Source organism: Pseudomonas sp., assembly GCF_030698175.1.
Lineage (GTDB): Bacteria > Pseudomonadota > Gammaproteobacteria > Pseudomonadales > Pseudomonadaceae > Aquipseudomonas.
This window is the reverse complement of the sequence record NZ_JAUYNT010000029.1, coordinates 427,622-454,400: the sequence shown is the minus strand read 5'-3', so window position 1 is coordinate 454,400 and position 26,779 is coordinate 427,622. Positions and strand designations below refer to the sequence as shown.

The window sequence follows — 26,779 nt, the reverse complement described above, 5'->3', positions numbered from 1 at the left end:
TGGCCGTTAATGCGCCGGCCATGGATTGGAGTGGTTTTAATTGTACAAAAAGTGCGCAGTTTACCTCAGTGTTAGCCTGCTAGTCATGCCGCTGGTCAGTGCTGGCGCGGGGCTCGATACGCCCGCGGTCAGCCCTCTGCAGCTCAGCCTCGAACAACTACCCCTGGCGTGCCCGGCGTTACCAGTCAGTCTGGATGCTGCAGCCCAAGCCTCGTTGCAAGCCTTCTACCGCCAGCAGCAGTTTACCCAAGCCTGGTCGAGCCCTGGCCGGTTGGCTGCGTTGCTGGTGCAACTTGAGCAATTGGCCGATGACGGCCTCAATCCGGCCAGCTATCAGCTGGCCGGTTTACGCAGCTTTGCCCAGCAGCCGGCGACCGTTACGCAGCAGGCCCAGTGCCGCGACATTCTTATCAGTCATGTGTACTTGCAGGCGTTGCGGCACTTGCAGCATGGACGTTTACAGCAGGCCAAGGTTGAGCCCTTCTGGCAGGCACCCAGCCAACCCGAGGCCTTGGTGCCGGCGCCGGCAGCGGCAGAGGATGCACTGCTGGCGCTGGCCGTGTTTGGCTTGAATGACTTGCCGGCGGCCTTCCAGTATGCCCGGCCGGCCTTGGCGCAGTATCAAAGCTTGCGCCGCACCTATGCGCAACTGCGCCAACAACCCTTGGCCAGTTGGTCGGCAGTGGCCGGTGGTCCACTGCTGCGTCCGGATATGCAGGACGCGCGGGTGCCCGAGTTGACCCAGCGGTTGGCCAGTGAAGGTTATCTGCCGGCCACGGTGACCAGTATCGATAATCGCTACGACCCAGCGCAGGTCGCGGCGTTGAAGGCCTTTCAACAACACCACGCGTTGCAGGCGGATGGCATAGTCGGGGCGGGCACCTTGGCGGCGCTAAACGTCAGCCCGTTTGAGCGGCGTGAGCAGTTGCGGGTCAATCTGGAGCGTTTTCGCTGGCTGGCACACAACCTGGAGGCCACCAGCTTGCTGATTAACGTCGCGGCCGGCCAGCTGACCTATTACCAGGCCGGTGTACCGGTTTGGCAAACCCGTACCCAGGTCGGGCGACCCGAGCGGCCGACCCCGTTGTTGAAATCGCAGATTACCCGCTTGACCCTGAACCCGAGATGGAGCGTGCCACCGACCATTTTTCGGGAAGACAAACTGCCGGAAATCCGTCGTGACTTAGGCTTTCTCAGTAAGCACGAAATGCAAATTTTTGACCGTGAGGGCAATCAGTTAGAGGCCGAGCAAGTGGATTGGAATAACCCGGGTTTTATCCAACTGCGCCAGCGTGCCGGGCCGAAAAACCCACTGGGGCAGGTGGCGCTGCGCTTTGCCAATCCGTTCTCGGTGTACCTGCATGACACCCCCAGTCAGCAGCTCTTTGCCAAGGCGCCACGGGCGTTCAGCTCGGGTTGTGTGCGGGTTGAGCAGGCCTTGCAGCTGAGTCAGCAACTGTTGAGCGAGGCCGAGCGCGAGCGGGTCAGCACACTCCTGGCCAGCGGCAAAACCCATGAGTTTCGACTGGCCAGCCCGATGCCGCTGCTGATGAGTTATTGGACGGCCGAAGTCGACAGCGCCGGGGAGTTGCAGTACGCGCCGGATATTTACCAGCTCGATGCGGCCCTGTTGGCGGCGCTCGATAGCGCCCGGCTGTAACGGGTTTTTAACGCGGCTATGTCCCGGTTACGTGTTGCATAATATGTGCGCCACGTAACCCACCATGGCGCTCGACCGGCAAACCGCATGGTGGGTTACGCGGGCCTGGCTTACGCGGTGATGCAAACAACCACCGCTCGCGCCGCTAACCCACCCTACGAAACTATTTAGCCGGCGCTGGCGGCTATTAGCGCGGGCAGCGTTGGGCGACTATTTCGGGTAAATCCTGACGGCGCATATAGACCAGTAAGGGCGCGCTGATGCGCAGGCGATCAGGCACATGCTGGTCGAGCAAAATCTGCAAACGCTCGCGTTTGAGCGTCATCAAGCCACCTTCCAGGGCGCACCAGACGAACTCGCAGGCGGGGGTGATGCTGGCTTCGCTGATGTCCAGGCCGAAGGAGTCCTCACTAAAACGCACGAGGTATTGCTGGGTTTTGTGGTTGAAGCCCACCAAGCCGTTGAGCTGATCGACGGCGGTGCAGATGTCGGCGGATTTAATTGTCATGGCAGCCTCGCAGAGTGATGCGCACATGCTACCCATGGCTTGGCGCAGCGCCTTGCGCAAGATCAATGTCGGTGCGATCAGCGCCGTGGCGCGTGTTTCGCGGGTGGGGTTATTGGCTGGCGCGCGCTTGCCCCAGCTGCAGCAGCTGCACGCGACTCAGCCACAACTCGGCCCGCGACAGTGGAGTGGCCGCCGGCAATAGTGGGTTTTCCAGCTCTAGAATCCGCCGGTTGGACAGCTTCAGCTGGCGCAGTACGGCGCCGTAATGCTGGTAAAACAACTGATCGAAGGAACCATCGGCCAGCGCCCGCTCAAGCCCCAGGCGCAAAGTTTCAGCCAGCGCGGGGTTATGCGGGGAGACAAAAAAATACGAGGTGGTGGGGTAGTGCAGGAGGATATAAGGGTCTATCTGTAAACCCAGTTGCTGGTAGCTCTTGGCCTCGCGGGAGACCTCCAGCAGCGAGCGCGGAAAGTAATCGAAGCGCCCAGCCGCGAGCATGTGAAACAGCCCTTCGTAGCTGGAGCTGGCCTGCACCGGCAAGCCGTTATGGGCAAGAATCGTGCGATCCGGCCAGTCGTGGCCCTGACCGGCCTGGAGTTTCTGTAAGTCCGCCAGGCGCTGAATGTTCTGCAGCAGCTGCCCGTGCTGCTTGGCCAGCAGCGCCACGCGCCAGCCCATTAAACCTTTGTCGATACTGATGCGCACCGGCAGCAATTGAGCTTCGCGCTCCTTGCTGGTCATGGCCCAGACCACGTCCACGTTGCGCCGCAGCACCAGCTCGGCAAGGGCGCGGTTTTGCGCCATGCTGTTGGTTGAGGGGGTAAGGTTGAGCGAGCTGCCGGCTTTGCTGAGCGCCAATTGCAGCAGGGCCAAGGCGTAGCTGTCGCGCTGTTCATAGCCGCTGAATGAACGTGGATAACGCAAGTTGTTGCTGGCACTGGCAGTGTTTGCTGGCCCATCCGGCACTGCTGCCGGCTGGGCCAGTGCCGGACCGCTCAGCAGCATGGCCAGCAGTAAGCAGCGCCAGTGGCGAATTGCCGTAGGGCTGGATGATTTGCGTCGGTTGCGATTGCGCATAGCGGGCGCCAGTGTCCTTTGGCCTAAATCGGCCGGCAGTATCGCACCGCCGAGCCGGGTTGACGAATTCCCGCGTGAACTTGGACTAGCCGTCTGCTGCGACTAGGGGGCGGGCGCTGCGCCATGCTGACTGAGTTGCAGGCGGCGGCGAAAGGCACCGGGGGTTTCGCCGCAGAGCTGTTTAAACAGCCGGGCAAAGGTGGCCCGATCTTGGTAGCCGACGGCAATGGCCACTTGCTCCAGTGCCGGTTGCGGTTGTTGCAGGGCGATCTGCGCGGCGCCGATACGCAGTCGCTGGATATAGTCGTTGGGGGTCAAGCCGGTTTCGAGTTTAAAGCGCCGCAGTAAAGTCCGGGTCGAGCAGTGCAGGCGTGCAGCCAGCCCGTGCAGGTCCAGCGGCTGAGCGAAATGTTGCTGCAGCCAGAGCAGTAGCGCGCCGAGTGGGCTGTCGTCCTGGCGCACGGCGGGCAACAGCGGTTGAAAGCGGGTTTGCTGGCCGCGGTGCAGATCCACCAGCAGGGCGTGTGCGACTTGCTGGGCCAACCCGGCCCCGGCGTGGCGGCGAATCAGTTGCAGGCACAGATCCAGCCCCGCCTGGGCGCCGGCCGAGCAGAAGCGGTTGCGGTATTCGCTAAACAGCGCCTGTTCATCCAGCCGTACCCGGGCAAAGCGCTGGCGAAAGGCGGCCGCCAGCGCCCAATGGGTGGTGGCGTGGCCGTCATCCAGCACGCCGGCGGCGGCCAATAAAAACGCGCTGCTACAGAGGCTGGCCAGTTGTTGGCTCAGTGGTCTGGTTGCCAACCAGTCGACCAAGGCCGCGTTGCTCGCCAGCGTTGCCTCGATATTGCTGCCGGTGGCCGGCAGCAGCACCAGGTCGGCACCGGCGGCCAAGTCCAGACCGCCGTCGACGCTGATCCGCGCGTAGGACAGTTGCACTGCGGCGCCGTCCTGGCTGAAGCGACTCAACTTAAACAACGGCTGGCCGGCCAGTTGATTGGCCAGCCCGAAGGCGTCGCAGGTCAGGCTCAGGCTGGAGCACACAGTCTGGGGGCAAACGTAAATGGCGAGACGAAGCATGGCGGTGGGCCGGCAGATAGCGAGTGTCGATTATCACCACAAAGCTGTCATTAATGCCAATCGCGAGGCGGGAAAACAGCGGCCATACTCAGCGTCTACCTTGAATGGAGTTACACCATGTCTGCTGCCAATGCTGAATTGATCACTCACTTTTATCAGGCCTTTCAGCGTCAGGACGCCGAGGCCATGGCGGCTTGCTACGCCCCTGATGTGCAGTTCAGTGATGCGGTCTTCGTCGGCCTTAAAGGCCGTGAGGCGGGCGACATGTGGCGGATGCTGTGCAGTCGCGCCAAGGATTTCAGCTTGAGTTTTTCGGCCGTGCAAGCCGATGAGCAACATGGCTCGGCGCGCTGGACGGCGCAGTACACCTTCAGTGCGACGGGGCGCACCGTGGTCAATGAAATTCGCGCCGAATTTGTGTTTAAAGACGGCCTGATCATTGAGCACCGTGATCATTTTGATCTGTGGCGTTGGAGCCGTCAGGCGCTGGGCCTTAAGGGGTTGCTGCTGGGCTGGTTGCCGCCGGTACAGGCGGCCATCCGCCGCCAGGCCCGGCAAGGTTTGAGTGGTTTTCAGGCGCAGGGTCGCGCCTAGCATTGCGCGTCGGGTCTGTCATGGGTGCCGGCATTAAGTCCTATAAGGAGCACGCTGATGAAGACGAAGCATGCACTGTTGACGTTGTTGATCGGCGCCTTGCTGGCCGCTTGCGCCAGCTCTGACTCGGCCGATGACAACCGCTTTCGCAATGTGCGCTTAAACCCTGGCCCGCAAAACCTGGGCAGCATTGCTCAGGCTGGTTTGACCGACCAAGGGCCCATCACCGGCCTCAACTTGTTTGTCGGTGGAGTGCCGAGCGGGTCGGGCAGTCCGCTGCAAATTTACAGCTTTATCTACCCAGGCACTTGCGCCCAGTTGGGGGCGCAGCCGGCGTTTTCGCTGAACGAAAACGTGCGCGCCAACCGGGTTAACAATGGCTGGTACCTGAGCAAAACGGCGCCTGTCAGCCTGGCCGCCTTGCGCGCCGGACACTACGCGATAGTGCTGCGCAGCAGCCCGGCGGATCGCAATATCGAGCTGTTCTGTGGCGATATCGATTAGCGCCACCAATTGTTCCTTGGCTATTGGCGGCCATTGCGCGACTGCGGGACGGCGTAATTTGACACTTTAGAGTAATTGCTCTAAAAGGTGCGGGCAGTTTGCGCTGCCTAATAATTGAAGTGCTCAGTCCGCCCCGAGAGGAATCCTTAATGCGCCTACCCGTATTTGCCGTCTTACTCTGTAGCAGCCTGTTGAGTGGCTGCGACCCGCAAGTACCGGTCAGTAGCGCCGACGCCGAGGGTGGCTTTAGCGCACCCACCAGTGCCACGCTAGCCGCCCAGAAGGCTACGGCGCAAAGCCTGCCGGCCGACGATGTGCTCGATCAGCAGGAGGCCGAGCGCGGTTTTATCGCTCGCGAGCCGTCGCTGCAGGTGCAGATGGCCGACGGCCGGGTGATGTTTGATCAGGACGCCTACGGCTTTATCCAGGGCGCTGCGCCCGGCAGCGTCAACCCGAGCCTGTGGCGCCAAGCCAAACTGAATAACAGCAATGGCCTGTACAAGGTGGCCGAAGGGGTTTATCAGCTGCGCGGTTACGACCTGGCCACCATGAGCCTGATCGAGGGTAAAAATGGCTGGATCGTGGTCGACCCGCTGACCACCGAAGAAACCGCTGCACGCGCCATGGCCTTGGCGCGCCAGCATTTGGGCGACAAGCCGGTGGTGGCGATTATTTTCACCCACAGCCATGTCGATCACTTTGGCGGCGCGCTGGCGCTGGCCTCGCCGGCCGATGTCGCCAGCGGCAAAGTGCGGGTCTATGCCCCAGAAGGCTTTATGGAGGAGGCCACCAGCGAAAACGTGCTGGCGGGTCCGGCCATGGGCCGCCGGGCCATCTATATGTACGGTCGCGATCTGCCGCGCAGCGAGCGCGGCAAGGTCGACAATGGTCTGGGCAAAGAGCCGGCCATGGGCACCGTGGGTATTCTGCCGCCGACTGATTTGATCGGCAAAACCCCAACCGCCATGAGCATCGACGGTGTCGATTTTATCTTCGAGTACACCCCCGGCTCAGAAGCTCCGGCCGAGATGACTTTTTACCTGCCGGCGGCGAAGGCCTTCTGCGGCGCCGAGGTGATGAGCCGCACCATGCACAACCTCTACACCTTGCGCGGGGCCAAGGTCCGCGATGCCAAGCGTTGGGCCGGCTATATCGAAGACAGCCGGGTCAGCCATCCAGAAACTGAGGTGATGTTTTTCAGCCACCATTGGCCGGTCTGGGGCGCCGAGCGCATTAATGCCTTGATGACGGAGCAGCGCGACACCTACCTGTATATCCATGACCAAACGCTGCGCCTGGCTAACCAGGGCTACGGCCCGCGCGAGATTGCCGAGCAGCTGAGCTTGCCTAAATCGCTGCAGACCCATTACTGGAACCGCGGCTATTACGGCACCCTCAAGCACAACGTCAAAGCGGTGTATCAGATGTATTTCGGCTGGTACGACGGCAATCCGGCCAACCTCGATCCCTTGCCACGGGTCGAAGGCGCAAAGCATTACGTGGAGTTTATGGGCGGCAGCGCGGCGATTCTGAGCAAGGCCCAGGCCTCTTTCGATCAGGCCGATTACCGCTGGGTGGCGGAAGTGCTCAACCATCTGGTCTCGGCCGAGCCGGACAACCTGCCGGCCAAGACGCTGCTGGCGCAGACCTACGACCAACTTGGCTACCGCGCCGAATCCAGCGCCTGGCGCAATGTCTACCTGAGCGGTGCTTACGAGCTGCGTCATGGTGCCCCGGCCCAGGGCGTGGATATCGCCGCCGCCGCTGGCTTGCTGGAGCAGACCGGCGCCGAGCAGTTTATGCAGATGTTCGCGGTGGCCCTCAATGGCCCCAAGGCAGACGGCGTAGCTTTGACCCTGAACATCAGTTTCAGCGATTTGCAGACTAACTACGTGCTGAACATCGACAACAGCGTGCTGCATGCCCGGCAAGCGCCGCCAGACAGCCAGGCCAGCGTCACCCTGACCCTGACCCGGCCGCTGCTGGTGAAGATAGTGACCAAACAGGCCGGGATTAAAGACTTGCTCGGCTCGCCCGACCTGCAGGTCGATGGCAGCCTGATCGATCTGGTGCGTTTCTTCGCGCTGCTGGATAAACCGGATCTGGTCTTCCCGATAGTCACTGCCAAAGACTAACCACTAAGGGCGCGTCTAGTTGGCGCGCACTTCTCAGGTGTCCGTTGCTTACGGCGCCAGCACGCTGAAGTTGTCCTTCTGCGTGCTGGCGCCGCTTTCAGTTAGCCGGCAAACAGTCCTCCACTAACGCCCAAAGCGCCTGATTACGGCTGTGGAAGAAACTGAAGTGGCCAATGCTTTTCAGCCCATGAACTTCAGGGCGAACCTCACGGTGTTCGCGCTGGGCGGCGGGGAAGTGCGCGAGCAAGTCCTGCACGGTGGCCGGTGGGGCGAAGGCCTGATCATCACTAAAGGACAGCGCCACAATCTTGCCTGGGTAGTCGCGGTAGCCCTGAGTGTCGAGCTGTGAATCGCCGAACAGATAGTTCTTGGCCGTGCTCCAGTTGCGCCAGTCCCAAGCCACGCCCGGCGGCAAGTCGTGACCGACGCCGAAACGCGCCGGTAGATAACCCAGGCTGCGCAGCAACAACGGGGTAACCAGGTACCAGGCGCTGAGAAAATACGCCCAGTGTTTGCGCGGGTAGAGCCGCCAGCTGCAGGTGCCGGAGGCCAGTAAAATCAGCCGTGGCACCTGTTGCAGGGCCGGCGCTAAGCCACTGAGGTGGCCGCCGGAGCTATGCCCGAGCACGGTGATGTGCTCCCAGGGCACCTGTAACTCAGTCACGGCGGCGTGCAACACTGCATCCAGGTCGAGTTGGCCCCAGTCGCGCATGCGCGCCTTGTCATGTTTGGCCGGGCCTTGCCGCGAGGCGCCAATGCCGCGGGCATCCCAGGTCAGCACGTCAAAACCGGCCTGGGCGAAGTGCTCGGCAAAGCGCCGGTAGAAGCTTTGTGGCACGCCAGTGGCGGAGTTCACCACCAAGACGCCACGGCGGGTTTGGGTTGCATGGCGGAAGAGGCTGGCGCTCAGTTTGCGGCCGTCTTGACAGTGGATTTGCATCGCTTGCACCTGCTGCTTGGGAGGGAGGCAAGCACCCTAAGCTGTGGACTCAGGTTCACAGTCAAGGACTTTCTTTTGACGTAAGTGGCAACAGTTGAATGGCTCGGCGATCCGCCGCCGGCTTGATCCAGGCCAGGTCGGCAATCGCTGACAGCGCTAGACTGGGCTTCACTCTTGATAGACGGAGTAACCCATGCGCGAGTCGATTTCCCGTGACTGGCATGCCCTTAGCGTCGAGCAAAACCTGCAGCAACTGGATGCCAGCGCCACTGGCCTGAGCAGCGGCCAGGCGAGCCTGCGGCTGCAGCAATACGGCCCCAACGTGCTGCCGGAGCGCCCGGGTTTGGCGCCTTGGCGGCGTTTTTTGCTGCAGTTTCACAACCTGCTGATTTACGTGCTGCTGGGCTCGATGCTGATGACCTTGGTGCTGGAGGAGTGGCTCGACAGTGGGGTGATCTTCGCCGTGGTGCTGATCAACGCGGTGATCGGCTTTATCCAGGAGGGCAAGGCCGAGCAGGCGATACGCGCCATTCAGTCGATGCTCACCGTGGCCAGTCGCGTGCGCCGTGATGGCGAGGTGGTGAGTTTGGCCGCCGAGCAACTGGTTCCAGGCGATATGGTACTGCTGGAGGCCGGTGAGCGGGTGCCGGCGGATTTACGCTTGCTGGAGGCTCGCGAGCTGCGCATCGAGGAAGCCGCGCTGACCGGTGAGTCGCTGCCCGTCGATAAAGCCATTGCCCCGGTGGCGGCGGTGGCCAGTTTGGGCGACCGCCGCTGCATGGCCTATTCCGGCACGCTGGTGACGGCGGGCAGCGGTTGCGGCGTGGTGGTGGCCACCGCCGAGGCGACCGAACTGGGTTGCATCAGCCGTATGCTCGGCGCCGTGACCGCGCTGCAAACCTCGCTGCTGGTGGACATGGCGCGCTTTGCCCAGCAGCTGACCTGGGTGATTGTCGGCCTGGCCTGCGTGACGTTTACCTTTGGCGTGTGGCTGCGCGGTTACAGCGCCAACGAGATGCTGATGGCGGCGGTGGGCCTGGCCGTGGCGGCGATTCCCGAGGGATTGCCGACGGTATTGACGATTATTCTGGCCCTGGGCGTGCAGCGCATGGCGCGCCGGCGGGCGATTATCCGGCGCTTGCCGGCGGTGGAAAGCCTCGGCGCGGTGACGGTCATTTGTTCGGACAAAACCGGCACCCTGACGCGTAACGAGATGACGGTGCGCGAGGTGTTTACCGCCGGCCAGCACTACCGCGTCGATGGCGTTGGCTATAGCCCCCACGGCAGCATCCATGGCGCTGACGGCCAGTTGTGTAGCCTGGACAGCGCCGACGATTTGCGTGAACTGGCCCGCGCCGGGCTGTTGGCCAATAGTGCCAGCCTGTGCCTGAACGCCGAGCAGTGGTGCATCAGCGGCGACCCGACCGAGGCGGCGTTGCTGACCCTGGCCGGCAAGCTTGGCTTGCAGCAGCCCCTAGAAAGCCAAAATTTGCCGCGGGTCGATGCCATTCCATTTAGCTCCGAGCGCCGTTGCATGGCCAGCCTGCACCATGACCATGGTGGCCATGGTTTGATCTATCTGGTCGGTGCGCCGGAACGCTTGCTGGAGGTGTGCAACCGCCAGTGGCGCGCGGGTCGCGACGAGCCACTAAACCTCAAGCACTGGCACGCCACCCTGGAGCAAGGCGCCAGCCAAGGCTTGCGGATGCTCGGCCTGGCCCTGCGCACCTTGCCGCACGCGCTGCATGAACTGAATTACAGCGATATGGAAGGTGATTTCGTTCTGCTCGGCTTGGTCGGCATGCTCGACCCGCCGCGCGAGGAGGCCATACGCGCCATCGCCGACTGCCACAGTGCCGGCATCCGGGTGAAGATGATCACCGGCGACCATGCCGCCACCGCCGCCAGTATTGCCGCCAGTTTGGGTTTGGGCGGCGAGCCAGCGCTGACCGGCGTCGAACTGGATCGCCTGAGCGACGCCGAACTGGACGCGCGCCTGGCCACTACCCATGTGTTTGCCCGCACCAGCCCGGCGCACAAGTTGCGTCTGGTGGAGCGCTTGCAAGCGCCGGGGGAGCGGGTGGCGATGACCGGCGACGGAGTCAACGATGCGCCGGCGCTCAAGCGTGCCGACATCGGTATTGCCGTGGGCATCAAGGGCACCGAAGTGGCCAAGGAGGCGGCGCAGATGGTGCTGGCCGACGACAACTTCGCCACCATCAGCCAGGCCGTGGAGGAGGGCCGGGCGGTGTACGACACGCTGAAAAAATCCATCCTGTTTATTCTGCCCACCAATGGCGGCCAGGCGTTGTTGCTGCTGGCGTCGATTGCCTTGGGCCTGACGCTGCCGATCACCCCGTTGCAGATTCTCTGGGTCAATATGATCAGCGCGGTAACCCTGGCCCTGGCGTTGGCTTTTGAGCCGGCCGAGGCGGGCCTGATGCGTCGGCCACCGCGCGATCCACGGGCGCCGCTGCTGGGTGGCGTACTGCTGTGGCGGCTGGTGTGGATCGCGCTGCTGATGACGGTCGCCAGCCTCGGGCTGTTTATCTACAGCCAGCAACTGGGCTGGAGCCTGGACGCCAGCCGGACCCTGGCGGTGAATGCCATGGTCGCCTGCGAAATCGGCTATTTGTTCAGCAGCCGCAGCCTGGAGGGGCCGGCGCGTTTTGGCTGGCGCGACAACCCGATGGTTTGGGCCATGGTGTTGCTGCTGAGCGGCTTGCAACTGGCGTTCAGTCACTGGTCGGTGCTGCAGGGGCTGTTTGCTACCGCCGACTTGCCGTGGCTGGCCTGGGGCTGGTGCCTGGGCGTGGCGCTGAGCACCTGCGCATTGGTCGAACTGGAAAAATGGCTGCTGCGGCGCGGGCAAACGGCGGGCTCAACAGCTTAGACCCTGCCAGAGCCAACAGTTGTCGCGGCGGTGCTTAGGGCGCAGTACTAGACCGGCCGATCCGGCTGGACGTGGCAGGGGTTGGCGCGGGTAAACTGTGCGCCCCTGTGCCTGATCATGCGCCATGTTAATTGCCGAAGTTGAACGCCAGTCAGGCCTGAGCCGCGACACCATTCGCTATTACGAGCGCATCGGTTTGTTGCCGCCCACGCCGCGCAGTAGCAACGGTTACCGCGCCTATGAACCCCATACGCTGATAGTGCTGAGTTTTATCCGCAGCGCTCAGCAGATTGGTTTCACCCTGGAGCAGGTACGCGCCGCCCTACCGCATTTGCGCCATCCGCCTGAGCGTTGTGAAGAGTTGCTGGGCGCCTTGCGGGCTAAGCGCGAGAACATCCTTGAGCAAATTGCCAGCGAACAGGCCCGACTGCGCCAGGTCGATAAATTGCTGCTGCGTTGGGAGCCTTTGCCCTAAGGGGCTTGCTGCGGTTTGAGCAGGGCCAGCGGCAGGGCGATCAGCAGGCCGGCGGCGAAGTTCAGGTACAGATGCCAATAGAGGCCATGGGCCGCCGAGATCAGGCAGTCCAGCGGTAGCCAAAGCAGCAGCGCGGCAAATACAGCCAGCTTGATCAGCGCCTCACCATGACGGCGATACAGATAAATCAAACAGCAGAACAACAGCCCCCAACTGGCCACCGTTGGGCCGAACAGCTGGATCAGGGTTTGCGCCAGCACGCGGGTTTCAGCGCCGGCGTTTTGCAGGCCGAACTGGCTAAGCAGATTGTCGAAGTAGGGCGTCAGCAGGCTCGATTGGGCACCGAGTGCCAGGGCGACGCCGAGCACCACATGGCCACCGCCGATACTCAGCAGCCAGAGGTACAGCCAGGCTTGCACTTTCTCGCTCAATCTAGGGTCTGTTGCCGTTTCATTCGTGGCCGCGCCGGAGTCTGTTTTTGCGCGAGGCAAGGCACGAGGAGCGCGATTTGGTTGTTCCAAATAAGCGACGAGAAACGCCGCCTCGCACAAAAACAGGCCCGGCCCTTCGGGTTGCGCGAGAAATGGCCCCCGCTGTCGTTGCAGGACTTGGCAAGGGAATAACCATTACCTGCGTCCTGCGCCTAACCGGGGGCCATTTCTCGCGGCAACGCGGCTCACGATGAAACGGCAACAGACCCTGGACTCCTTAGCGGTGCACCCCCGAGTGCTAAGCGGCAAACGGCGCTCATGCTGAGGGTGCTGGTGGTATGTCTGTGGTTATTCTAAAGCCAGCTAAGGGACATAAATGCAGGCGCTAGGCTTGATAAATGTGCATGCGGCTAGCATCCACTCACCGGCGTCAGGGAGCAGCTATGCCTAGGTTTTTCCAGTTTGCGCAGCGTTCACCTGGGTTTGTGCGGGCAGCCGTTGCAGCCATGGAGTCAAATAACCCTAGTCTGCAGCGCCAGAGTATTGCCAAGTGGACCTTGCTGCGCCTGGGCATCTTACTGCTGCTGGTGGGGAGCGGTTTCTTCTTGGTCTCGTCGTTGTTGTTGGCGCAGCGTTTCGATGCCTTCGAGGCTGCGCAGTATCGACAAGAACTGGCGCGGGTCCGTGCGGTTATCGAGCAGGACAGCCAGGCGCTTTCCGCCACCATCAGTGACTACGCGGCCTGGGATGCGAGTTATCGCTTTATCCACAACCATGACCCGGCTTACCTCGAGGAAAACTTCACCGTTGAGTCGTTGACCAATTTGCGCGTCGATGGCGTGGTGATCTTGGATCTGGCCGGCCAAGCCCTGGCTGCGCTGGCGTTGACGCCTGACACGGTGACGCCGCTGGCGCCCGCGCTGCTGAGCCAATTAACCCACTTTGCCGAGCAAGTGGGCACCCTGGGGCCGAAAGATCGCAATGTGCGCGTCTTGTGGCAGGGTGAAACCGCCATTTTAGTGGTGCTGGCGGGCGTCACCGACACCGATCGTACCCAGCCCAGCAATGGCCGGCTGTTGATGTTTCGCTACCTCGATGGCGGCTATTTAAAGCGCATTGCCGAGCTCACCGCAGTGGCATTTAGACTGCTGCCGGTTGCCGGCAATGATGCAGGCACTGCGGTGGAAATTGCGCAGCAGGGCGATCATTGGGCGGCGAGTCAGTTACTGGCTGATCTGGGCGTGCGCATCAGCGTGTCTGGCCCCGGTCGACTGACGGCGGAGCGACAGGTGACCAATCTGGTATTGGCGGCTAATGCCTTGTTGCTGGTGCTGCTGTCGCTGTTGGGCATCTACGCGATCCTCAATCGTCGGGTGTTGCAGCGCTTGGCGGACTTTTCCAGCTTTGCCGATCAGCGTCGTGATCACACCGATGCCGAGGTTCGTTGGCCGGTGGCCGGCCGTGATGAGCTGGATAATCTGGCGACCTCGTTAAATGAGTTGATGGACGAAGTTGAGCACCAACACAGTGATCTGCGCCATTTGGCCGATCACGATCCACTGACCGGTTTGGGTAACCGGCGGCTGCTCATGGAACGCTTACAGGCCATGCAGAGCCAGTGCCGGCGCCAGCCCGGATTGTCCTGTGTATTGCTGCTGATCGATCTGGACAGCTTCAAGCTAATCAATGATGGCCTTGGCCACGCGGCGGGTGATTGGGTGCTGCAGCAAGTGGCGGTGCGCATTGGCCGGTTAATCCGTGGCTATGACACGGCGGTGCGCTTGGGGGGTGACGAGTTTGCCCTGCTGTTGCGCGATATTGACGCCGCCCAGGCGTTGACCTTTGCCCAGCGCATGGAGCAGGCGCTGGAGGTGCCGGTGAGTTTTGACGGTCGCGTGTTGACCATCAGCGCCTCAACCGGTATCGCCCAGGTGCAGGCCGAACTGACGCCTGCAGAGGTGCTGCGCAACGCCGACCTGGCCATGTACGAAGCCAAACGCCTGGGTAAGATGCGCGTGGCGGTGTTTGACAGCTCGCTGTTGGAGGTTACCGCCCGGCGGCTGCGCTTGGAGCAAGCGTTGCGTGGCGCCCTCGATGACGTGGCGCTGGAAGTCTGGTTTCAGCCCATTATTGATCACGCAGACGGCCGCGTCGCCGGCATGGAGGCCTTGGTGCGCTGGCCAGTGGCGGGGCGCTACATACCACCGGATGAGTTTATTGGGATTGCCGAAAGTACCGGCATGATCACCAAACTCGGCGCTTTTGTGCTGGATCGCGCCTGCGCCGCGCTGCACAGCTTGCGCGGCGCATACCCAAACCTCAGTTGCAACGTCAACCTGTCGGTACGCCAGTTTGTCGACACTGACTTGCTGCGAGACGTGCATGCTTGCTTGCGCACCTATGAGCTGCCGCCGTCAGCCCTGCATCTGGAGCTGACCGAGAGCATGGTGGCCGAGCACGAGAGCGATATTCTGCCGACCATGCAGGCCCTGGTGGCGAGTGGCTTGCGCTTTCATCTGGACGATTTTGGCACCGGTTATTCATCGCTTGATCGCCTGCGGGCTTTGCCGATCGACACCCTGAAGATTGATCGCAGCTTCGTCACGCCGCTGCGTGAAAATGACGATGTGATGGCACGCAACATTATTAATTTGGGCCATGAACTCGGCTTGGCCATCATTGCCGAGGGGGTGGAAACCGAGGATGAATGTGCGCGCCTGCTGGCGCTTGGCTGCACGCAAATGCAGGGCTATCTGTTCGCCAAGCCCATGCCATTCACGCGCCTGTGTGACTGGTTAAGCACGAGATCTACGCCGCAGCATGAGGCCGCTGGTGGCGCTGCCAGGCAGGCAGGTTAAAGAATGGCCATGTCCCAGTTATATATTGCAGGCCCTGTTTTGTCGGGTGGGCTAAAGCCCACCGTGCTGCACTCAACACCTAACCGGTGCAGAACTTAAAACTGCAGCAGCGTTTGCAGGCGCTGGCGCAGGGGTTCGCCATCGTTGGCAGGGTCAAGGTTCAGGCCAAACTCATGGCGCAGCAGTTCGACCAATTGCGCGGCGGAATTGATGGTTTGCTGTTCGACGCGGCCATCGGCGTGGCGGCGGCTGAAGTTGCGATTGCCCAGACTCAAACGCAGCTCGCCACTGCTGCGGGCGCACATCAGGGTGTTTAAGAAAATGCTGTCGGGATGGGTTGAGGTGTACCAACTGCGGGCAATGTAATCGACCCAGGGCTGCGCTTGCAGGTCGAACTGGTACATGGTCTGCCACTGGCCATTTTGCAGCGCTTGCAGTTGGTAAAGCACTTCGGTCTGGCCGGGCGCCAGCAGTTGGTAGGGGCAATCTGCCAGGCCGGCGCGACCCTCCAGTGGCATGGCGCAGGGCGGCGTGGGGCCGCCAAAACCGATGTCGACAATAAAGCTGCCTTGGCTTAACTCCACCCGCAGCAACAGGTGCGAGAGCATGGTTTTGCCGGCGTCGCTGGCCAAGCCCCAACGCACGCGGGCACCGAGCAAACTCACGCGGTAACCAAAGCTCAGCAGCAAGCGGGCAAACAGCGAGTTGATCTCAAAGCAGTAGCCGCCACGGCCGCGCTCGACCACCTTGGCAAACACGGCGTCGGCGTCGAGCACAATCGGCCGCTGCAGCAGCACGTCAATATTCTCGAAGGGCACGCGTTGCAGTTGCGCGGCAATTAGCCGGTCGAGGTTTTCCCGGTCGGCTATTGATGGCGAGTGGGTGTTCAGGTGCTGCAGATAGGCCTGCACCTGCTGGGGATTGAGTGGCTGCATGGCGGTCGGCTCAAGCGAAATAAGCCGCGATGTTAGCAGGCTGGCTGCTGCTGCGGGATAGCGAGAGCCGTTGCCTAGTGCTCAGGTTTTATCTGCGGCGCCAGCAGTGGTAAGCGCAGGCTAAAACAGGCGCCATGGCCCTCTGTGCTGCTGACTTCGATGCTGCCACCGAGGACGTCCTGCGTCAGGTTGTACGCAATATTCAGCCCCAGTCCGCTACCACCCTGACCCAGGCGGGTGGTGAAAAAGGGGTCAAAGACCCGGCTTAGATTTGCTTCAGGAATGCCGACACCATCATCGCGGATGATTAGCTCAACGCCGTTGCCATGCAATTGGGCGTTGATGGTCACAGTGCCGTATTCGCGCCCGACAAAGGCATGCACCAAGGCATTGTTAATCAAGTTGCTGATGATCTGGGTGAGGGCGCCGGGGTAGCTGTCCATTTGGATGTCGGCGCTAATTTGGCAGTCAATCCTGTGGTTGGTCTTGCGCAGCGTTGGGCCTAGGGTCAGGAGAACTTCCCTGACGGTGTCGCCGAGTGAGAACCAGCGGCGTTTCTCGCTAGCTTGGTCGACCGCCACCTGTTTAAAACTGGCCACCAGTTCGGCGGCTTGTTGCAGACCGCGCATTAAAATATCGGCGCCTTGCCGGGTACTGCTGACAAACTCGTTTAGGTGGCTGCGGGTCATGCCCTTGTCCATGTTGTTGGCAAACACCTCGGCGTGATGCTGCAGGGTGCTGGCCACCGTCAGGCTATTGCCAATCGGGGTGTTGAGTTCGTGGGCAATGCCGGCCACCAAGGAACCCAGTGACGACATTTTTTCGCTGCGACGCAATTCAGTTTGGGTCACGGTTAACTGTTCCAGCGCCGTTGACAGCTCGGCGGTGCGCTCAATCACGCGCTGCTCCAAGGACACGTTCAGGGCCAGGATGTTCTCTTCATAGAGGTGCTTAGCGGTGATGTCGTCGTAGGCCAGAATCAACAGCGACTCGTCGCGCAGCTTGATCACCTTGCCCCAGATCTCACACAAAATATCGTCCTGACCGCCACCGCGTTGCAGCCAGGCGGTGCAGCGGCTGAGCTCGCCGGTTTGTTGCAGGGTGATTAAGGCCGTTTGCCGCTCCTCTAATGAACGCCACATGTTATGGGTGTCGTTGCCAAGAATAGTGGCCCGCTCGCGTTTGAACAGGCGTACCCAGGGCGCATTGACGTCCAGCAGGGTCATGCCCTCATCCATGCGCGACACGCTCATGGACACCGGGGAGGCATTAAAAATTGCGGCAAACTTGGCTTGGCTTAAGCCCAAGGCAACTTCGATGCGCTGGCGTTCGGCGAGCTCGGTTTGTAAGGCGGCGTTTTTTTGCTCACGCTCGCTCAGCAGCGCCGCCAGATCACCGCGCATTTGATCCAGGCCTTGGGCCAGTTGACCAATTTCATCTTCGCGTTGCCAGTGCAAGGGCTGCTCAAGCTCGCCACGGGCGAGTCGTTGGGCGCCCTGTTGCAACGCTTGCAGGGGCCGCAGCATGCGGCGGTCAAATAAGCGCCAGATAACGATGAAAGAGATCGCCACTTGGGCGAGCAACGCACAGGCCAGTTTGAACAGATCGCTCCAGCGTTCGCGCTCGATCCGGGCGGTACTGAACTCCAGCACCAGATGGCCGATAGGCGTGCCGTTGTAGGTGATATCACGTTCCTCACGCAATAAGCCCGCAGTCTCGGTCTGGGGGTTTTGCTTGCTGGCAAAGGTATCCTGGTATTCGTTGGTTACGGTGATGCTGCTGACGTCGGGGTTGCGCAGCACCGCATCCATCAGGCGTGCGGCCACCTCGCGGTCAACATTCCAGATCGCCACGGCCATGCCGTGGGACAGTACATCGGCCGATTGCTGCATCGGTGCCCGCACGCGTAACAGCACATCGTCGGTAAATTTACTGGTGAGCTGTATATAACCGAGCACCAACGCCGGCAGCAAAATACCTAAGCCTGCGCCAAGAAACAGAGTTGGTCGCAACGAAGTCGAGCGCGGGAAGAGGGACCAGAACGGTTTTTTATCAGTCATCGGCTGAAGAGTATCCGAGCATTAAAACATTGCCGGAAATCCGTGGCAGATGGCACCGGATGAGGGCTGAAGTATGTCGGCAGTGGGCTGGATTTGGGCATTTAACGACTCCGACATTTAACCGCTAAGTGCAGGGTAATACTGCATCGACGCCAAGCTTGTGTATGCGGCTGTTAACTTGGTTGAAGTCGAACGTGCTGAGAAAATTGTAGTCAGTTTTCGGCGCTCTGTTTTGGCGCTCGCCACGTGTGAATTTAGTTGACAGCTGGGCAGTGCAAAAAAAGATTTCCACTGAGTCAACCGTACCGCTTGCTAGCCGGCCGTTATTACCAGGCGCTCGCGAAAGCTTAATAATCCTCGCTTTGGCTTATGCACAGCAGCAAGGGCTGCGCGGTTTGCCTATGTGTCTTGGGCTTAATCCCCGGTATTTTTGGCTAAAGTTGCTCGGCCGTCAGTCTGTCAGGGTGCTGTTGACTGCCCGTAAACTGCCCGGCTGTGGCAAACTCTGCGTTTTGCCGCAATATGGCGGGTAACGTGCCGTTTACGCCCTGCGACAAGTCTATTTTTTGCCTGTGACGCCCTAGATCACAGGCTTTGCGCATAACGGGCCGCACAGGCGGGCCCAACAACAAGAGGACAGACCGTGCACAACGTCGTTATTAGTGGCACTGGCTTATATACCCCGGCTAACAGCATTTCCAACGAAGAACTGGTGCTGGCTTTTAATGCTTATGTGCAGCAGTTCAATGCAGACAATGCGGCCGCCATCGAGGCGGGTGAAGTGCAAGCACTCACCGAGTCCAGCGCCGCCTTTATTGAAAAGGCCTCGGGCATCAAAAGCCGCTTTGTGATGGATAAAGCCGGCATTCTTGATCCGCAGCGCATGTGCCCGCGCATTCCTGAGCGCAGCAACGATGAACAGTCGATCCTCTGCCAAATGGGCGTTGGCGCAGCACTTGATGCCTTGGCCCGCGCCGGCAAAACCGCCGCCGATGTCGACATGGTCATAGTTGCCTGCTCAAACCTGCAGCGGGCATATCCTGCGATCTCCATCGAAATTCAAGCGGCTCTGGGCATTCAGGGCTTTGGCTACGACATGAACGTGGCCTGCTCGTCAGCCACCTTCGGTTTGCAGGCCGCGACCAACTGCGTGCAGTTGGGCCAGGCACGTGCGGTGTTGGTGATCAGCCCGGAAATTTGCACCGGGCATTTGAATTTCCGTGACCGCGACAGCCACTTTATTTTTGGTGACGCGGCGACCGCCATTTTGGTTGAGCGGGCCGACTTGGCCACGTCCGAACATCAGTTCGATATCGTCGGCACCAAGCTGATCACCCAGTTCTCCAACAATATCCGCAACAACGCAGGCTTCCTCAATCGCGCCGCCGAAGAGGGCATCGGCGCGCCGGACAAACTCTTCGTTCAGGAAGGCCGTAAGGTGTTCCGCGATGTTTGCCCAATGGTGGCCGAACTGATTGCCGCGCATCTGGCGGAAAATCAGCTGAACGTTGGTGACGTCAAACGTTTCTGGCTGCACCAGGCCAACCTCAACATGAACCTGCTGATCACCCGCAAGCTGCTCGGCCGTGACGCAGAGCCAAGCGAGGCGCCGGTGATTCTCGATACCTACGCCAACACCAGCTCGGCCGGCTCGGTGATTGCTCTGCACAAAAATCAGGATGATTTGCCCAAAGGCGCACTCGGCGTGCTCAGCTCCTTTGGTGCGGGGTATTCGATTGGCAGTGTGATTTTGCGTAAACGCTAATGGGGGTTAGCAGTGATGAGCAATTGCTGCCGCGCCTGCTGGCCGGCGAGCAAAAAGCTTTTGCTGAGCTGGTCGGCGCTTATCAAGGCGCGATGATGGCGGTGGCCTACGCCATAGTCGGGCGCCGCTATGCCGATGAAGCGGTGCAAGACGCCTGGCTGGCGGTGGTGCGTAGTTTGGCCGGTTTTCAGGGTCGTTCGAGCTTGAAGACCTGGCTGCTGAGCATCACCGCCAACACCGCCAAGGCCCGCCTGCGGCAGAACCGTCGCACGGTGCAACTCGATGAGCAACCGGCGCCCCACGGCAGCGTCGGGGCCGAGCGCTTTGCCAGTGACGGGCATTGGCTCAACGCCCCCCAGGCCTGGCACGAAGACTCACCGGAGGCCTTGCTCAGCGCGGGCGAACTGCGTGAGTGTCTGGATAAAACCCTGAGCAGCCTGTCGGAGTTGCAAAACAGCGTCTTGTTACTGCGTGAGCGTCAGGGCTTGGAGTTGGAGGCCATCTGTAATCTTTTGGACATCTCGCTCTCCAATGTGCGGGTGCTGTTGCATCGGGCCCGGCTGAAAGTATTTGCCACCCTGGAACACTTTGAGGAGACCGGCCAATGTTGAGTTGTAAGGCGCTGGTCGCCTGTTCAAGCGATTATCTCGATGGTCAGCTGCGTTTCACCGAGGGCTTGTCGGTGCGCGCCCACTTGGCCATGTGCGGTAACTGTCGGCGGTTTGTGCGGCACCTGCGCTTAACCCTACGGGTGCTGCAGCAGATGCCGGAGCCACTGGTTAGCGATCTAGATGCAGTGGCCGCGCAACTCGCCGAAGCGGCTAAAAAACCTGATTAAAGCGCCAGATCGCCAACCTCAAGCCTTTAAGCCTTTGCCGTACGCATGCTCAGCGCCGCCGTTTTGGCCGCCTGGCCGTTGCTCCGGTGCGGATATTTTGCTTATAGTTCAAACGCTTAGAAAAGTTCCGCTGTCACAAAAGCTTCACGCATTAGCCACTGCGCTGAAATAACCCCCCGGCAAGATTCCCTTACACAAAAGAGCCAAGACGCTCTGGTGTTTCTTAAGACCAATAGGGGAATTCTGGATGATTCGTAAGCACTTCGCCGGTTTTGTTGCCAGCGCCTTGGCTCTGGCCGTTTCGGCCCAGGCTTTCGCTGGTACCGTAACTACAGACGGTACTGACATCGTCGTTAAAACCAAAGGTGGCCTAGAAGTTTTCACCACCGACAAGCAGTACAGCTTCAAGTTGGGCGGTCGTATTCAGGCTGACTTCGATCAGTTTGATGGTGTCTACACCAAGAACAATGACAGCGCTAACGAAGCCTACTTCCGCCGTGCTCAGTTGGAGTTAGGTGGCAACTACAAGGATTGGCGTTATGTGGCCAACATCGACTTCGGTGACAAGGCTGGTAGCAAGACCAAGTACGACGAAGTAACCATCACTTACACAGGCTTTGCGCCGATCAACATCAAAGTTGGTCGTTTCGATCCGGACTATAGCCTGGAGAAAGCCACCAGCTCCAAGTGGGTGACTGCCATTGAGCGTTCGTCGGTTCTGGATCTGGCTTCCTGGACTACCGATAGCGAAGAGGGTATGGGGATTCAGGTTAACGGCACCACTGCAGGGATGTTCTACGGTTCTGCCAGTGTTCAGCAGCAAGACAAGGCTGCTTACCTCGAAGATTCCGATGGTAAAGATGTAAATAGCTTCTTCGCTCGCGGTGTTTTTGCACCGATCGTCGCGGATACAGAAGTGCTGCATTTTGGCCTTGATTATGCAACTCGTACCTATGGCGGCGCCGCCTCGTACGACGGCAAAATCGAGACCCGTCTGGGCGTGCGTGGTGTGACTGAAGACACGACCAACTCGAGCGCAATCGTTTTGGGCAAGTCCGACGCTCTTGGATTTGATGACGACAGCGTTGTTGGGCTTGAGTTTGCCTACATGAACGGCCCGATCTCGGTGCAGAGCGAATACCTAAAGCGCGACTTGAGCGGCTCTGACAGCAATGGTGATCGTGAAGCCACCGGTTACAACGCTCAAGTGGCTTATACCCTGACCGGCGAATCGCGTGTCTACAAACTGGACGGCGGCAAGTTCGACACCATCAAACCGGCTGACAAGGTGATGGGCGCTTGGGAAGTGTTCTATCGCTACGACGACCTAAGCGTCGAAGACGATCAGGACCTCGGTGTGGCCAATGTCGATGAAAGCTCGGCCAATGTGCATACCTTGGGTGTGAACTGGTACGCCAACGAAGCTGTTAAGTTGTCGCTGAACTACCTGATGACCAAGAGTGATACTGAGACCGTGTCACTGCAAAGTGGTCGCCCTGCTGACGCCACCGATGACGACGGCAAAGCCATCTCGCTGCGTGCTCAGTACGTGTTCTAAGATCGTTTAAACATTGCTGCTCCTTCTTAGCCCCGCCTCGTGCGGGGCTTTTTTTCGTCTGTAGAAAACCCCAAACTGGCGCATGCCAATCATTACCTTCCAACGTTTAAGTGATTTACCCGCGCCGCTCTGGGATGCGCTGTTGCCAGCAGATCAGGTGTTTTTGCAGCACGGCTTTCTTAGCGCCCTGGAAGACAGCGGCAGTGTTGTCGCGAATACCGGCTGGCAGCCCGTCCATCGGCTGCTGACCGACGCCCAGGGCACGCCGCTGGCGGCGTTGCCGCTGTACCTGAAGAGTCATTCCTATGGCGAATATGTGTTCGACATGGCCTGGGCCGAGGCCTGCGAGCGGGCCAGGATTGGCTATTATCCCAAGTTGCTCGCGGCGGTGCCCTTTACCCCGGTCAGCGGCGCGCGCCTGCTTGGCGATACCGACGCATGTGGCCAATTGCTCGACGCTTTGCTGGTCGATATGACGCAGCAAGGCTGCTCGGGCCTGCACATCAACTTCACCGAGGGCAGCGCCGATGCGCTGTTGGCCAATCGTGACGGTTGGCTGGAACGTTTGGGCTGTCAGTATCATTGGTTTAATCGAGGCTACCGCGATTTCGCCGATTTTCTCGACGCTCTGGCCTCACGCAAGCGCAAGCAGTTGCGTAAAGAACGTGAGCAGGTGGCGGGCCAGGGCATCGAGTTTGACTGGCGTGAAGGCCATCAGCTGAGCGAGTTGGAGTGGGACTTTGTCTATGCCTGCTACGCCAATACTTACTTGGTGCGCGGCCGTCGGCCTTATCTGACTCGGGATTTTTTCAGCTTGCTGGCGCAGCGTATGCCGCAGGCGATTCGCCTGGTGCTGGCGCGGCAAGGTTCGCGGCCGGTGGCCATGGCTTTTAGCTTGTTAGCCGGCGATACCCTGTATGGACGTTACTGGGGCTGTCTGGGCGACTTTGACCGGTTGCATTTCGAGACCTGCTTCTATCAGGGCATCGACTATGCCATCGGCCAGGGTGTGCAGCGTTTCGATGCCGGTGCCCAGGGTGAGCACAAGCTGATTCGTGGCTTTGAGCCGGTGCTGACGCGCTCCTGGCACTACCTCTCCCATCCGGGGTTGCGCGCCGCAGTGGCGGAGTTTTTACAGCAAGAGCGCCTTGGCGTGCGGGCCTATGCCGAGCAGGCGCGACAGCAACTGCCGTATCGGCAGGAATAACGGTTTTTACTGATCTGTAATCTGTCGGTCATGCTGCTGTCACGAAAATCAGGCAACTTTATCCGCCTATGTTCTCTAAAGCCGGAGTTGCTGATTCTATGAAATCGTTCGTTATTAAACGTGGGTCTATCGCCTTGTTAGCCGCAGCCATGGCAGTCTGCAGTCTGAATGCCGCTGCAGTAGATGCCGCCAAGTCGGCAGAACTGGCACTGAATAACGATGACTGGTACCAGGTGTGGAGCGAGAACCAGGCCGTGGTATTCGATGACCGTGCGGTGTATCTCGACTACCTGAAAACCGGCAAAGCCCCCTATTTGAAAGACCTTGGCACTAAAGACAATGCCGGTCGTGCGCTGGTGTTGGGCTTGCGCGCCGAGGACAAGGGCAAGGATCTGAACACGCTTTCAGCCAAGCGCTTCCTGGATGTGAGCTTGCCGCCCAGCAGCAGCTTTTATGGGGAGATTCGTGAAGACAACAAAATCTTCATCTTCCAGCGTTACGGCGACATGATGGACGTGGTCAAACTCGGCGAGCCGATTTTCAGCTATATCGAATTGGGCGGTGGCCCGAATGGCGAACGTTTGGTCTATGCCTTGGCCAAGGAAGAGAAAAAACCTGAAACCTTGATTAGCAAGTTCAAGAGCCTCAACCGCTAAGGAACCTCTGAAAAACTACTGCGCTCGGTTATGCCGCGTTGAAACCAGCCTAAAAATGCTCATTTACAGCACGTAAACTGCGCTTTTTCGGCTGATTTCGCCTTGCCTAACCATCGCTCGCTACTTTTTTCAGCGGTCCCTAAGCGATTGGCTCTGCGCAATAAAAAAGCCCGCTAACGAGTTGTTCGTTAGCGGGCTTTTTCTGTGCTGCGTTTTAAGGCTTACAAGCGCTTGGCGTCGATGATTAGCACTGGCTCGCGGGGTACGTTCTGGTTGCCGCCGGAGTTGCCAGTGGCGACGGCGGAAATTTTATCGACCACCTCGATGCCGCGTACCACACGGGCGAATACCGCATAGCCAAAGTCGCGGCTGCCGTTGTTGAGGAAATCATTGTCCTTGCTGTTGATAAAGAACTGGCTGGTGGCCGAGTCGACCGCCGAGGTACGGGCCATGGCCAGCGAACCGCGGGTGTTTAGCAAACCATTGTCGGCTTCGTTCTTGATCGAGGCCTGAGTGTCTTTTTGCTGCATGTCGGCGGTGAAACCGCCGCCCTGAATCATAAAGCCCGGAATGACCCGGTGAAATATTGTGCCGTTGTAGTAGCCGCTCTCGACGTAGCCGAGGAAGTTTTTCACGCTGATCGGGGCTTTAGTGGCTTCCAGCTCGATTTCCACTTCGCCCATGCTGGTGGTCAGCAATACATGGGGTTTGGCGTCGTCGGCAATGGCCAGCAGGCTGGTGCTCAGCAGCAGGGCGCTGGCGGCGAAGGCGAGTTTTTTTAGCATGTTTTTGACGTCCTGGTTTTTTTCGGTTTGTTGTTGGCTTGACGGGCGCGGGCGGTCACTTCCTCGAGGAAGTTCAGCAGTTGCGCGTTAAAGGTTTCGGGTTGATCCATGGGGCTGGCATGCCCGGAGTCTTCGATAACCAGCAGGCGAGCATCGGCGATTTCGCTGACGTAAGCCTCCTTGCTGGCGACGCTGCTGTAGTCGCGGTCACCGCTCACCACCAGCACCGGGCAGCTGATATGGCTGAGTCGGTCACGCACGCCCCAGCCGATAATGGCGTCCAGGCTCGCCAGGTAGGCGCGCTTGTCATTGCGCGGCCAGCGTCGCTCGATCTTCAGCCGTAGCTCGATTTGCTCAGGCTTGGGAAACAGCAATTTGCCCAAGCCCTTGGCGATGCTGTCGAGGCTGAGCAGGCGTGAGAAACTCCAGCGTTTGGCGATTTGCACGCAGTCGGCAAACGACTTGGCTTTCACCTCCGGGCCACTGTTGACGATGCACAGGCTGTGCAGCAGCTCCGGGCGCTCAACCCCCAGTTGAAAGCCGATCATGCCGCCCATGGAGATACCCACCAGATGCACCGGGCCGAGTTTCAGGTGCTCGATCAGCGCCGCCACATCTTCGGCAAAGCCGGCAATGCTGTAGTGCTCAATGGGCTTGTCGGAGCGCCCGTGACCACGCAAGTCCAAGGCAATAACCCGGTAGTGAGCGGCCAGCACAGCGGTCTGGAATTCCCAGTCCAGCGTGCTGGAGCCCAAGCCATGCACCAGCAACAGCGGTGCACCGTGGCCGTACTCTTCGTAGTGCAGTTGGCAGCCGTCGTAATCGAAAAAAGACATTGAACCTCCTTGTGCGCTTAAAGTTGCCCTTGGCTAAGCGACGCCAGGCGTCTGGACAGTGCTTGCATGGCCTCGCTGACCTGATTAAGGGCGAGCGCGTCGCGGGCATTATCCTCGCTGATGGTATGGATGCGTACTGCCAGTTGATTGATTTCCTGGGTGACGTGGCTCTGCTCATTGGCGGCCAGGGCGATCTGCTGGGCCCGTTGGGAAATGTCATCAAAGCTGGTCACGGTGCTCGACAGCGCTTGCGCCGCGCCCTCGGCTTCGCCCACTGCATGTTCGGTACGCGCCTCACCCGACTGCATGGCTTGCACCGCTTGGCGGGAGGCCTGCTGCAGGGCGTTGATCATGCCGCCAATCTCGTTGGCCGAGGCCTGGGTTTTGCCGGCCAGGGTGCGCACCTCATCGGCCACCACGGCAAAGCCGCGGCCTTGCTCGCCGGCCCGCGCCGCTTCGATGGCGGCGTTTAGGGCGAGCAGGTTGGTTTGCTCGGAAATCGCCTTGATCACATCCAGCACGGCGCCGACTTGCTGGCTGTCTTGCTCTAAACGAGTGATGACCATGGCCGCGCCGGCCATTTCGGCGGCCAGCGCCTGGATCGCCTGGCTGTTGGCGGCGACCTTGGTTTGTCCCTCGCGCACCACCAGTAGCGAGCTTTGCGCGGTGGTCGCGCAATCATGGGTGTTGCTGGCCACTTCCTGGGCGCTGGAGGACATTTCGGTGATGGCCGCCGCCAGTTGGGTGTTTTCCATGCGCTGCTGTTCGGCCCGCTCGGCCAGGGTGCTGCTCAGGCTGGCCAGCACGGCGGCCTCAGTTTGCAAACGCTGGGCCTCGCTGGCGATGTTCTGCAACATGGTGCGCAATTGCCCGGCATAGCGATTGACCGCGCCACGCAGGGCGCCGATCTCGTCCGCACGCTCAACCCGCAGCTCGACGCTGCTGCTGTGGGCCTGGCCTTGGCCGAGGGCATCGATTTGTTCGGT

22 protein-coding genes and 1 pseudogene are annotated in these 26,779 nt (G+C 60.2%); 13 read left to right on the top strand and 10 right to left on the bottom strand.

Features of this window, described 5'->3' with window-relative positions:
- The first annotated feature begins 40 nt into the window (after positions 1 to 40).
- A complete protein-coding gene (locus Q8R10_RS17370) occupies positions 41 to 1,660 on the top strand; it encodes a murein L,D-transpeptidase (RefSeq protein WP_305655103.1) in 1,620 nt (539 codons plus the stop codon).
- A gap of 187 nt (positions 1,661 to 1,847) precedes the next feature.
- On the opposite strand, the gene Q8R10_RS17365 is transcribed toward Q8R10_RS17370, so the two are convergent.
- From Q8R10_RS17365 to Q8R10_RS17355, 3 genes are all read right to left on the bottom strand, one after another.
- Entirely contained in the window at positions 1,848 to 2,168 is a 321-nt protein-coding gene (locus Q8R10_RS17365) for a DUF2025 family protein (protein WP_305655102.1), read from the bottom strand.
- Positions 2,169 to 2,277: 109 nt separating this feature from the next.
- Positions 2,278 to 3,246 (bottom strand): hypothetical protein, encoded by a 969-nt coding sequence (locus tag Q8R10_RS17360; RefSeq protein WP_305655101.1) that lies wholly within the window; start codon positions 3,244 to 3,246, stop codon positions 2,278 to 2,280.
- 102 nt (positions 3,247 to 3,348) lie between these two features.
- A complete protein-coding gene (locus Q8R10_RS17355) occupies positions 3,349 to 4,323 on the bottom strand; it encodes a GlxA family transcriptional regulator (protein ID WP_305655100.1) in 975 nt (324 codons plus the stop codon).
- A gap of 117 nt (positions 4,324 to 4,440) precedes the next feature.
- On the opposite strand from Q8R10_RS17355, the gene Q8R10_RS17350 reads away from it, so the two are divergent.
- From Q8R10_RS17350 to Q8R10_RS17340, 3 genes are all read left to right on the top strand, one after another.
- Positions 4,441 to 4,917, top strand: coding sequence for a nuclear transport factor 2 family protein (locus tag Q8R10_RS17350; RefSeq protein ID WP_305655099.1), 477 nt, complete (start codon positions 4,441 to 4,443; stop codon positions 4,915 to 4,917).
- Positions 4,918 to 4,974: 57 nt separating this feature from the next.
- Positions 4,975 to 5,421, top strand: a complete 447-nt coding sequence (locus tag Q8R10_RS17345) for a hypothetical protein (RefSeq protein ID WP_305655098.1) — start codon at positions 4,975 to 4,977, stop codon at positions 5,419 to 5,421.
- A 149-nt stretch (positions 5,422 to 5,570) separates the two neighbouring features.
- Positions 5,571 to 7,556 carry an alkyl/aryl-sulfatase gene (locus Q8R10_RS17340; protein WP_305655097.1) on the top strand — a complete coding sequence of 662 codons (1,986 nt, stop codon included), beginning with the start codon at positions 5,571 to 5,573 and terminating at the stop codon, positions 7,554 to 7,556.
- Positions 7,557 to 7,653: 97 nt separating this feature from the next.
- Here the strand turns inward: Q8R10_RS17340 and Q8R10_RS17335 are convergent, their stop codons facing one another.
- The gene (locus Q8R10_RS17335) at positions 7,654 to 8,496 is read right to left on the bottom strand and encodes an alpha/beta fold hydrolase (RefSeq protein WP_305655096.1); all 843 of its coding nucleotides are present in this window, start codon (positions 8,494 to 8,496) and stop codon (positions 7,654 to 7,656) included.
- A 193-nt stretch (positions 8,497 to 8,689) separates the two neighbouring features.
- Between Q8R10_RS17335 and Q8R10_RS17330 the strand changes: the two genes are divergently transcribed.
- Positions 8,690 to 11,389: an HAD-IC family P-type ATPase gene (locus Q8R10_RS17330; protein WP_305655095.1), complete on the top strand. Its 2,700-nt coding sequence runs from the start codon at positions 8,690 to 8,692 to the stop codon at positions 11,387 to 11,389.
- 124 nt (positions 11,390 to 11,513) lie between these two features.
- Positions 11,514 to 11,864 (top strand): MerR family transcriptional regulator, encoded by a 351-nt coding sequence (locus Q8R10_RS17325; RefSeq protein WP_305655094.1) that lies wholly within the window; start codon positions 11,514 to 11,516, stop codon positions 11,862 to 11,864.
- Here Q8R10_RS17325 and Q8R10_RS17320 read toward each other — a convergent pair.
- A complete protein-coding gene (locus Q8R10_RS17320) occupies positions 11,861 to 12,283 on the bottom strand; it encodes a hypothetical protein (RefSeq protein ID WP_305655093.1) in 423 nt (140 codons plus the stop codon). The genes Q8R10_RS17325 and Q8R10_RS17320 overlap by 4 nt on opposite strands.
- A gap of 518 nt (positions 12,284 to 12,801) precedes the next feature.
- Here Q8R10_RS17320 and Q8R10_RS17315 point away from each other — a divergent pair.
- A complete protein-coding gene (locus Q8R10_RS17315) occupies positions 12,802 to 15,153 on the top strand; it encodes a bifunctional diguanylate cyclase/phosphodiesterase (RefSeq protein WP_305655092.1) in 2,352 nt (783 codons plus the stop codon).
- Positions 15,154 to 15,248: 95 nt separating this feature from the next.
- Here the strand turns inward: Q8R10_RS17315 and Q8R10_RS17310 are convergent, their stop codons facing one another.
- Positions 15,249 to 16,088, bottom strand: a complete 840-nt coding sequence (locus Q8R10_RS17310; RefSeq protein ID WP_305655091.1) for an arylamine N-acetyltransferase — start codon at positions 16,086 to 16,088, stop codon at positions 15,249 to 15,251.
- 74 nt (positions 16,089 to 16,162) lie between these two features.
- The gene (locus Q8R10_RS17305) at positions 16,163 to 18,148 is read right to left on the bottom strand and encodes an ATP-binding protein (protein ID WP_305655090.1); all 1,986 of its coding nucleotides are present in this window, start codon (positions 18,146 to 18,148) and stop codon (positions 16,163 to 16,165) included.
- Positions 18,149 to 18,791: 643 nt separating this feature from the next.
- Between Q8R10_RS17305 and Q8R10_RS17300 the strand changes: the two genes are divergently transcribed.
- From Q8R10_RS17300 to Q8R10_RS17275, 6 genes are all read left to right on the top strand, one after another.
- On the top strand, positions 18,792 to 19,913 hold the full coding sequence (locus tag Q8R10_RS17300) for a beta-ketoacyl-ACP synthase III (RefSeq protein WP_305655089.1): 1,122 nt from the start codon (positions 18,792 to 18,794) through the stop codon (positions 19,911 to 19,913).
- Positions 19,913 to 20,524: an RNA polymerase sigma factor gene (locus Q8R10_RS17295; protein WP_305655088.1), complete on the top strand. Its 612-nt coding sequence runs from the start codon at positions 19,913 to 19,915 to the stop codon at positions 20,522 to 20,524. The genes Q8R10_RS17300 and Q8R10_RS17295 overlap by 1 nt, the downstream gene beginning before the upstream one ends.
- Positions 20,518 to 20,751, top strand: coding sequence for a zf-HC2 domain-containing protein (locus Q8R10_RS17290; protein ID WP_305655087.1), 234 nt, complete (start codon positions 20,518 to 20,520; stop codon positions 20,749 to 20,751). The genes Q8R10_RS17295 and Q8R10_RS17290 overlap by 7 nt, the downstream gene beginning before the upstream one ends.
- Before the next feature lie 247 nt (positions 20,752 to 20,998).
- Positions 20,999 to 22,309: an OprO/OprP family phosphate-selective porin gene (locus tag Q8R10_RS17285; RefSeq protein ID WP_305655086.1), complete on the top strand. Its 1,311-nt coding sequence runs from the start codon at positions 20,999 to 21,001 to the stop codon at positions 22,307 to 22,309.
- 82 nt (positions 22,310 to 22,391) lie between these two features.
- Complete coding sequence (locus Q8R10_RS17280) at positions 22,392 to 23,516, top strand: GNAT family N-acetyltransferase (protein WP_305655085.1); 1,125 nt, start codon at positions 22,392 to 22,394, stop codon at positions 23,514 to 23,516.
- Between the two features lie 98 nt (positions 23,517 to 23,614).
- The gene (locus Q8R10_RS17275; RefSeq protein ID WP_305655084.1) at positions 23,615 to 24,172 is read left to right on the top strand and encodes a hypothetical protein; all 558 of its coding nucleotides are present in this window, start codon (positions 23,615 to 23,617) and stop codon (positions 24,170 to 24,172) included.
- Between the two features lie 221 nt (positions 24,173 to 24,393).
- Here the strand turns inward: Q8R10_RS17275 and Q8R10_RS17270 are convergent, their stop codons facing one another.
- The 3 genes and pseudogenes from Q8R10_RS17270 to Q8R10_RS20955 all read right to left on the bottom strand — a co-directional run.
- Positions 24,394 to 24,957, bottom strand: coding sequence for a peptidylprolyl isomerase (locus tag Q8R10_RS17270; protein WP_305655083.1), 564 nt, complete (start codon positions 24,955 to 24,957; stop codon positions 24,394 to 24,396).
- Positions 24,951 to 25,793: an alpha/beta fold hydrolase gene (locus tag Q8R10_RS17265; RefSeq protein ID WP_305655082.1), complete on the bottom strand. Its 843-nt coding sequence runs from the start codon at positions 25,791 to 25,793 to the stop codon at positions 24,951 to 24,953. The genes Q8R10_RS17270 and Q8R10_RS17265 overlap by 7 nt, the downstream gene beginning before the upstream one ends.
- Before the next feature lie 17 nt (positions 25,794 to 25,810).
- Positions 25,811 to 26,350 (bottom strand): annotated as a pseudogene (locus tag Q8R10_RS20955) (methyl-accepting chemotaxis protein); the annotation flags it as partial.
- Positions 26,351 to 26,779: the final 429 nt, after the last annotated feature.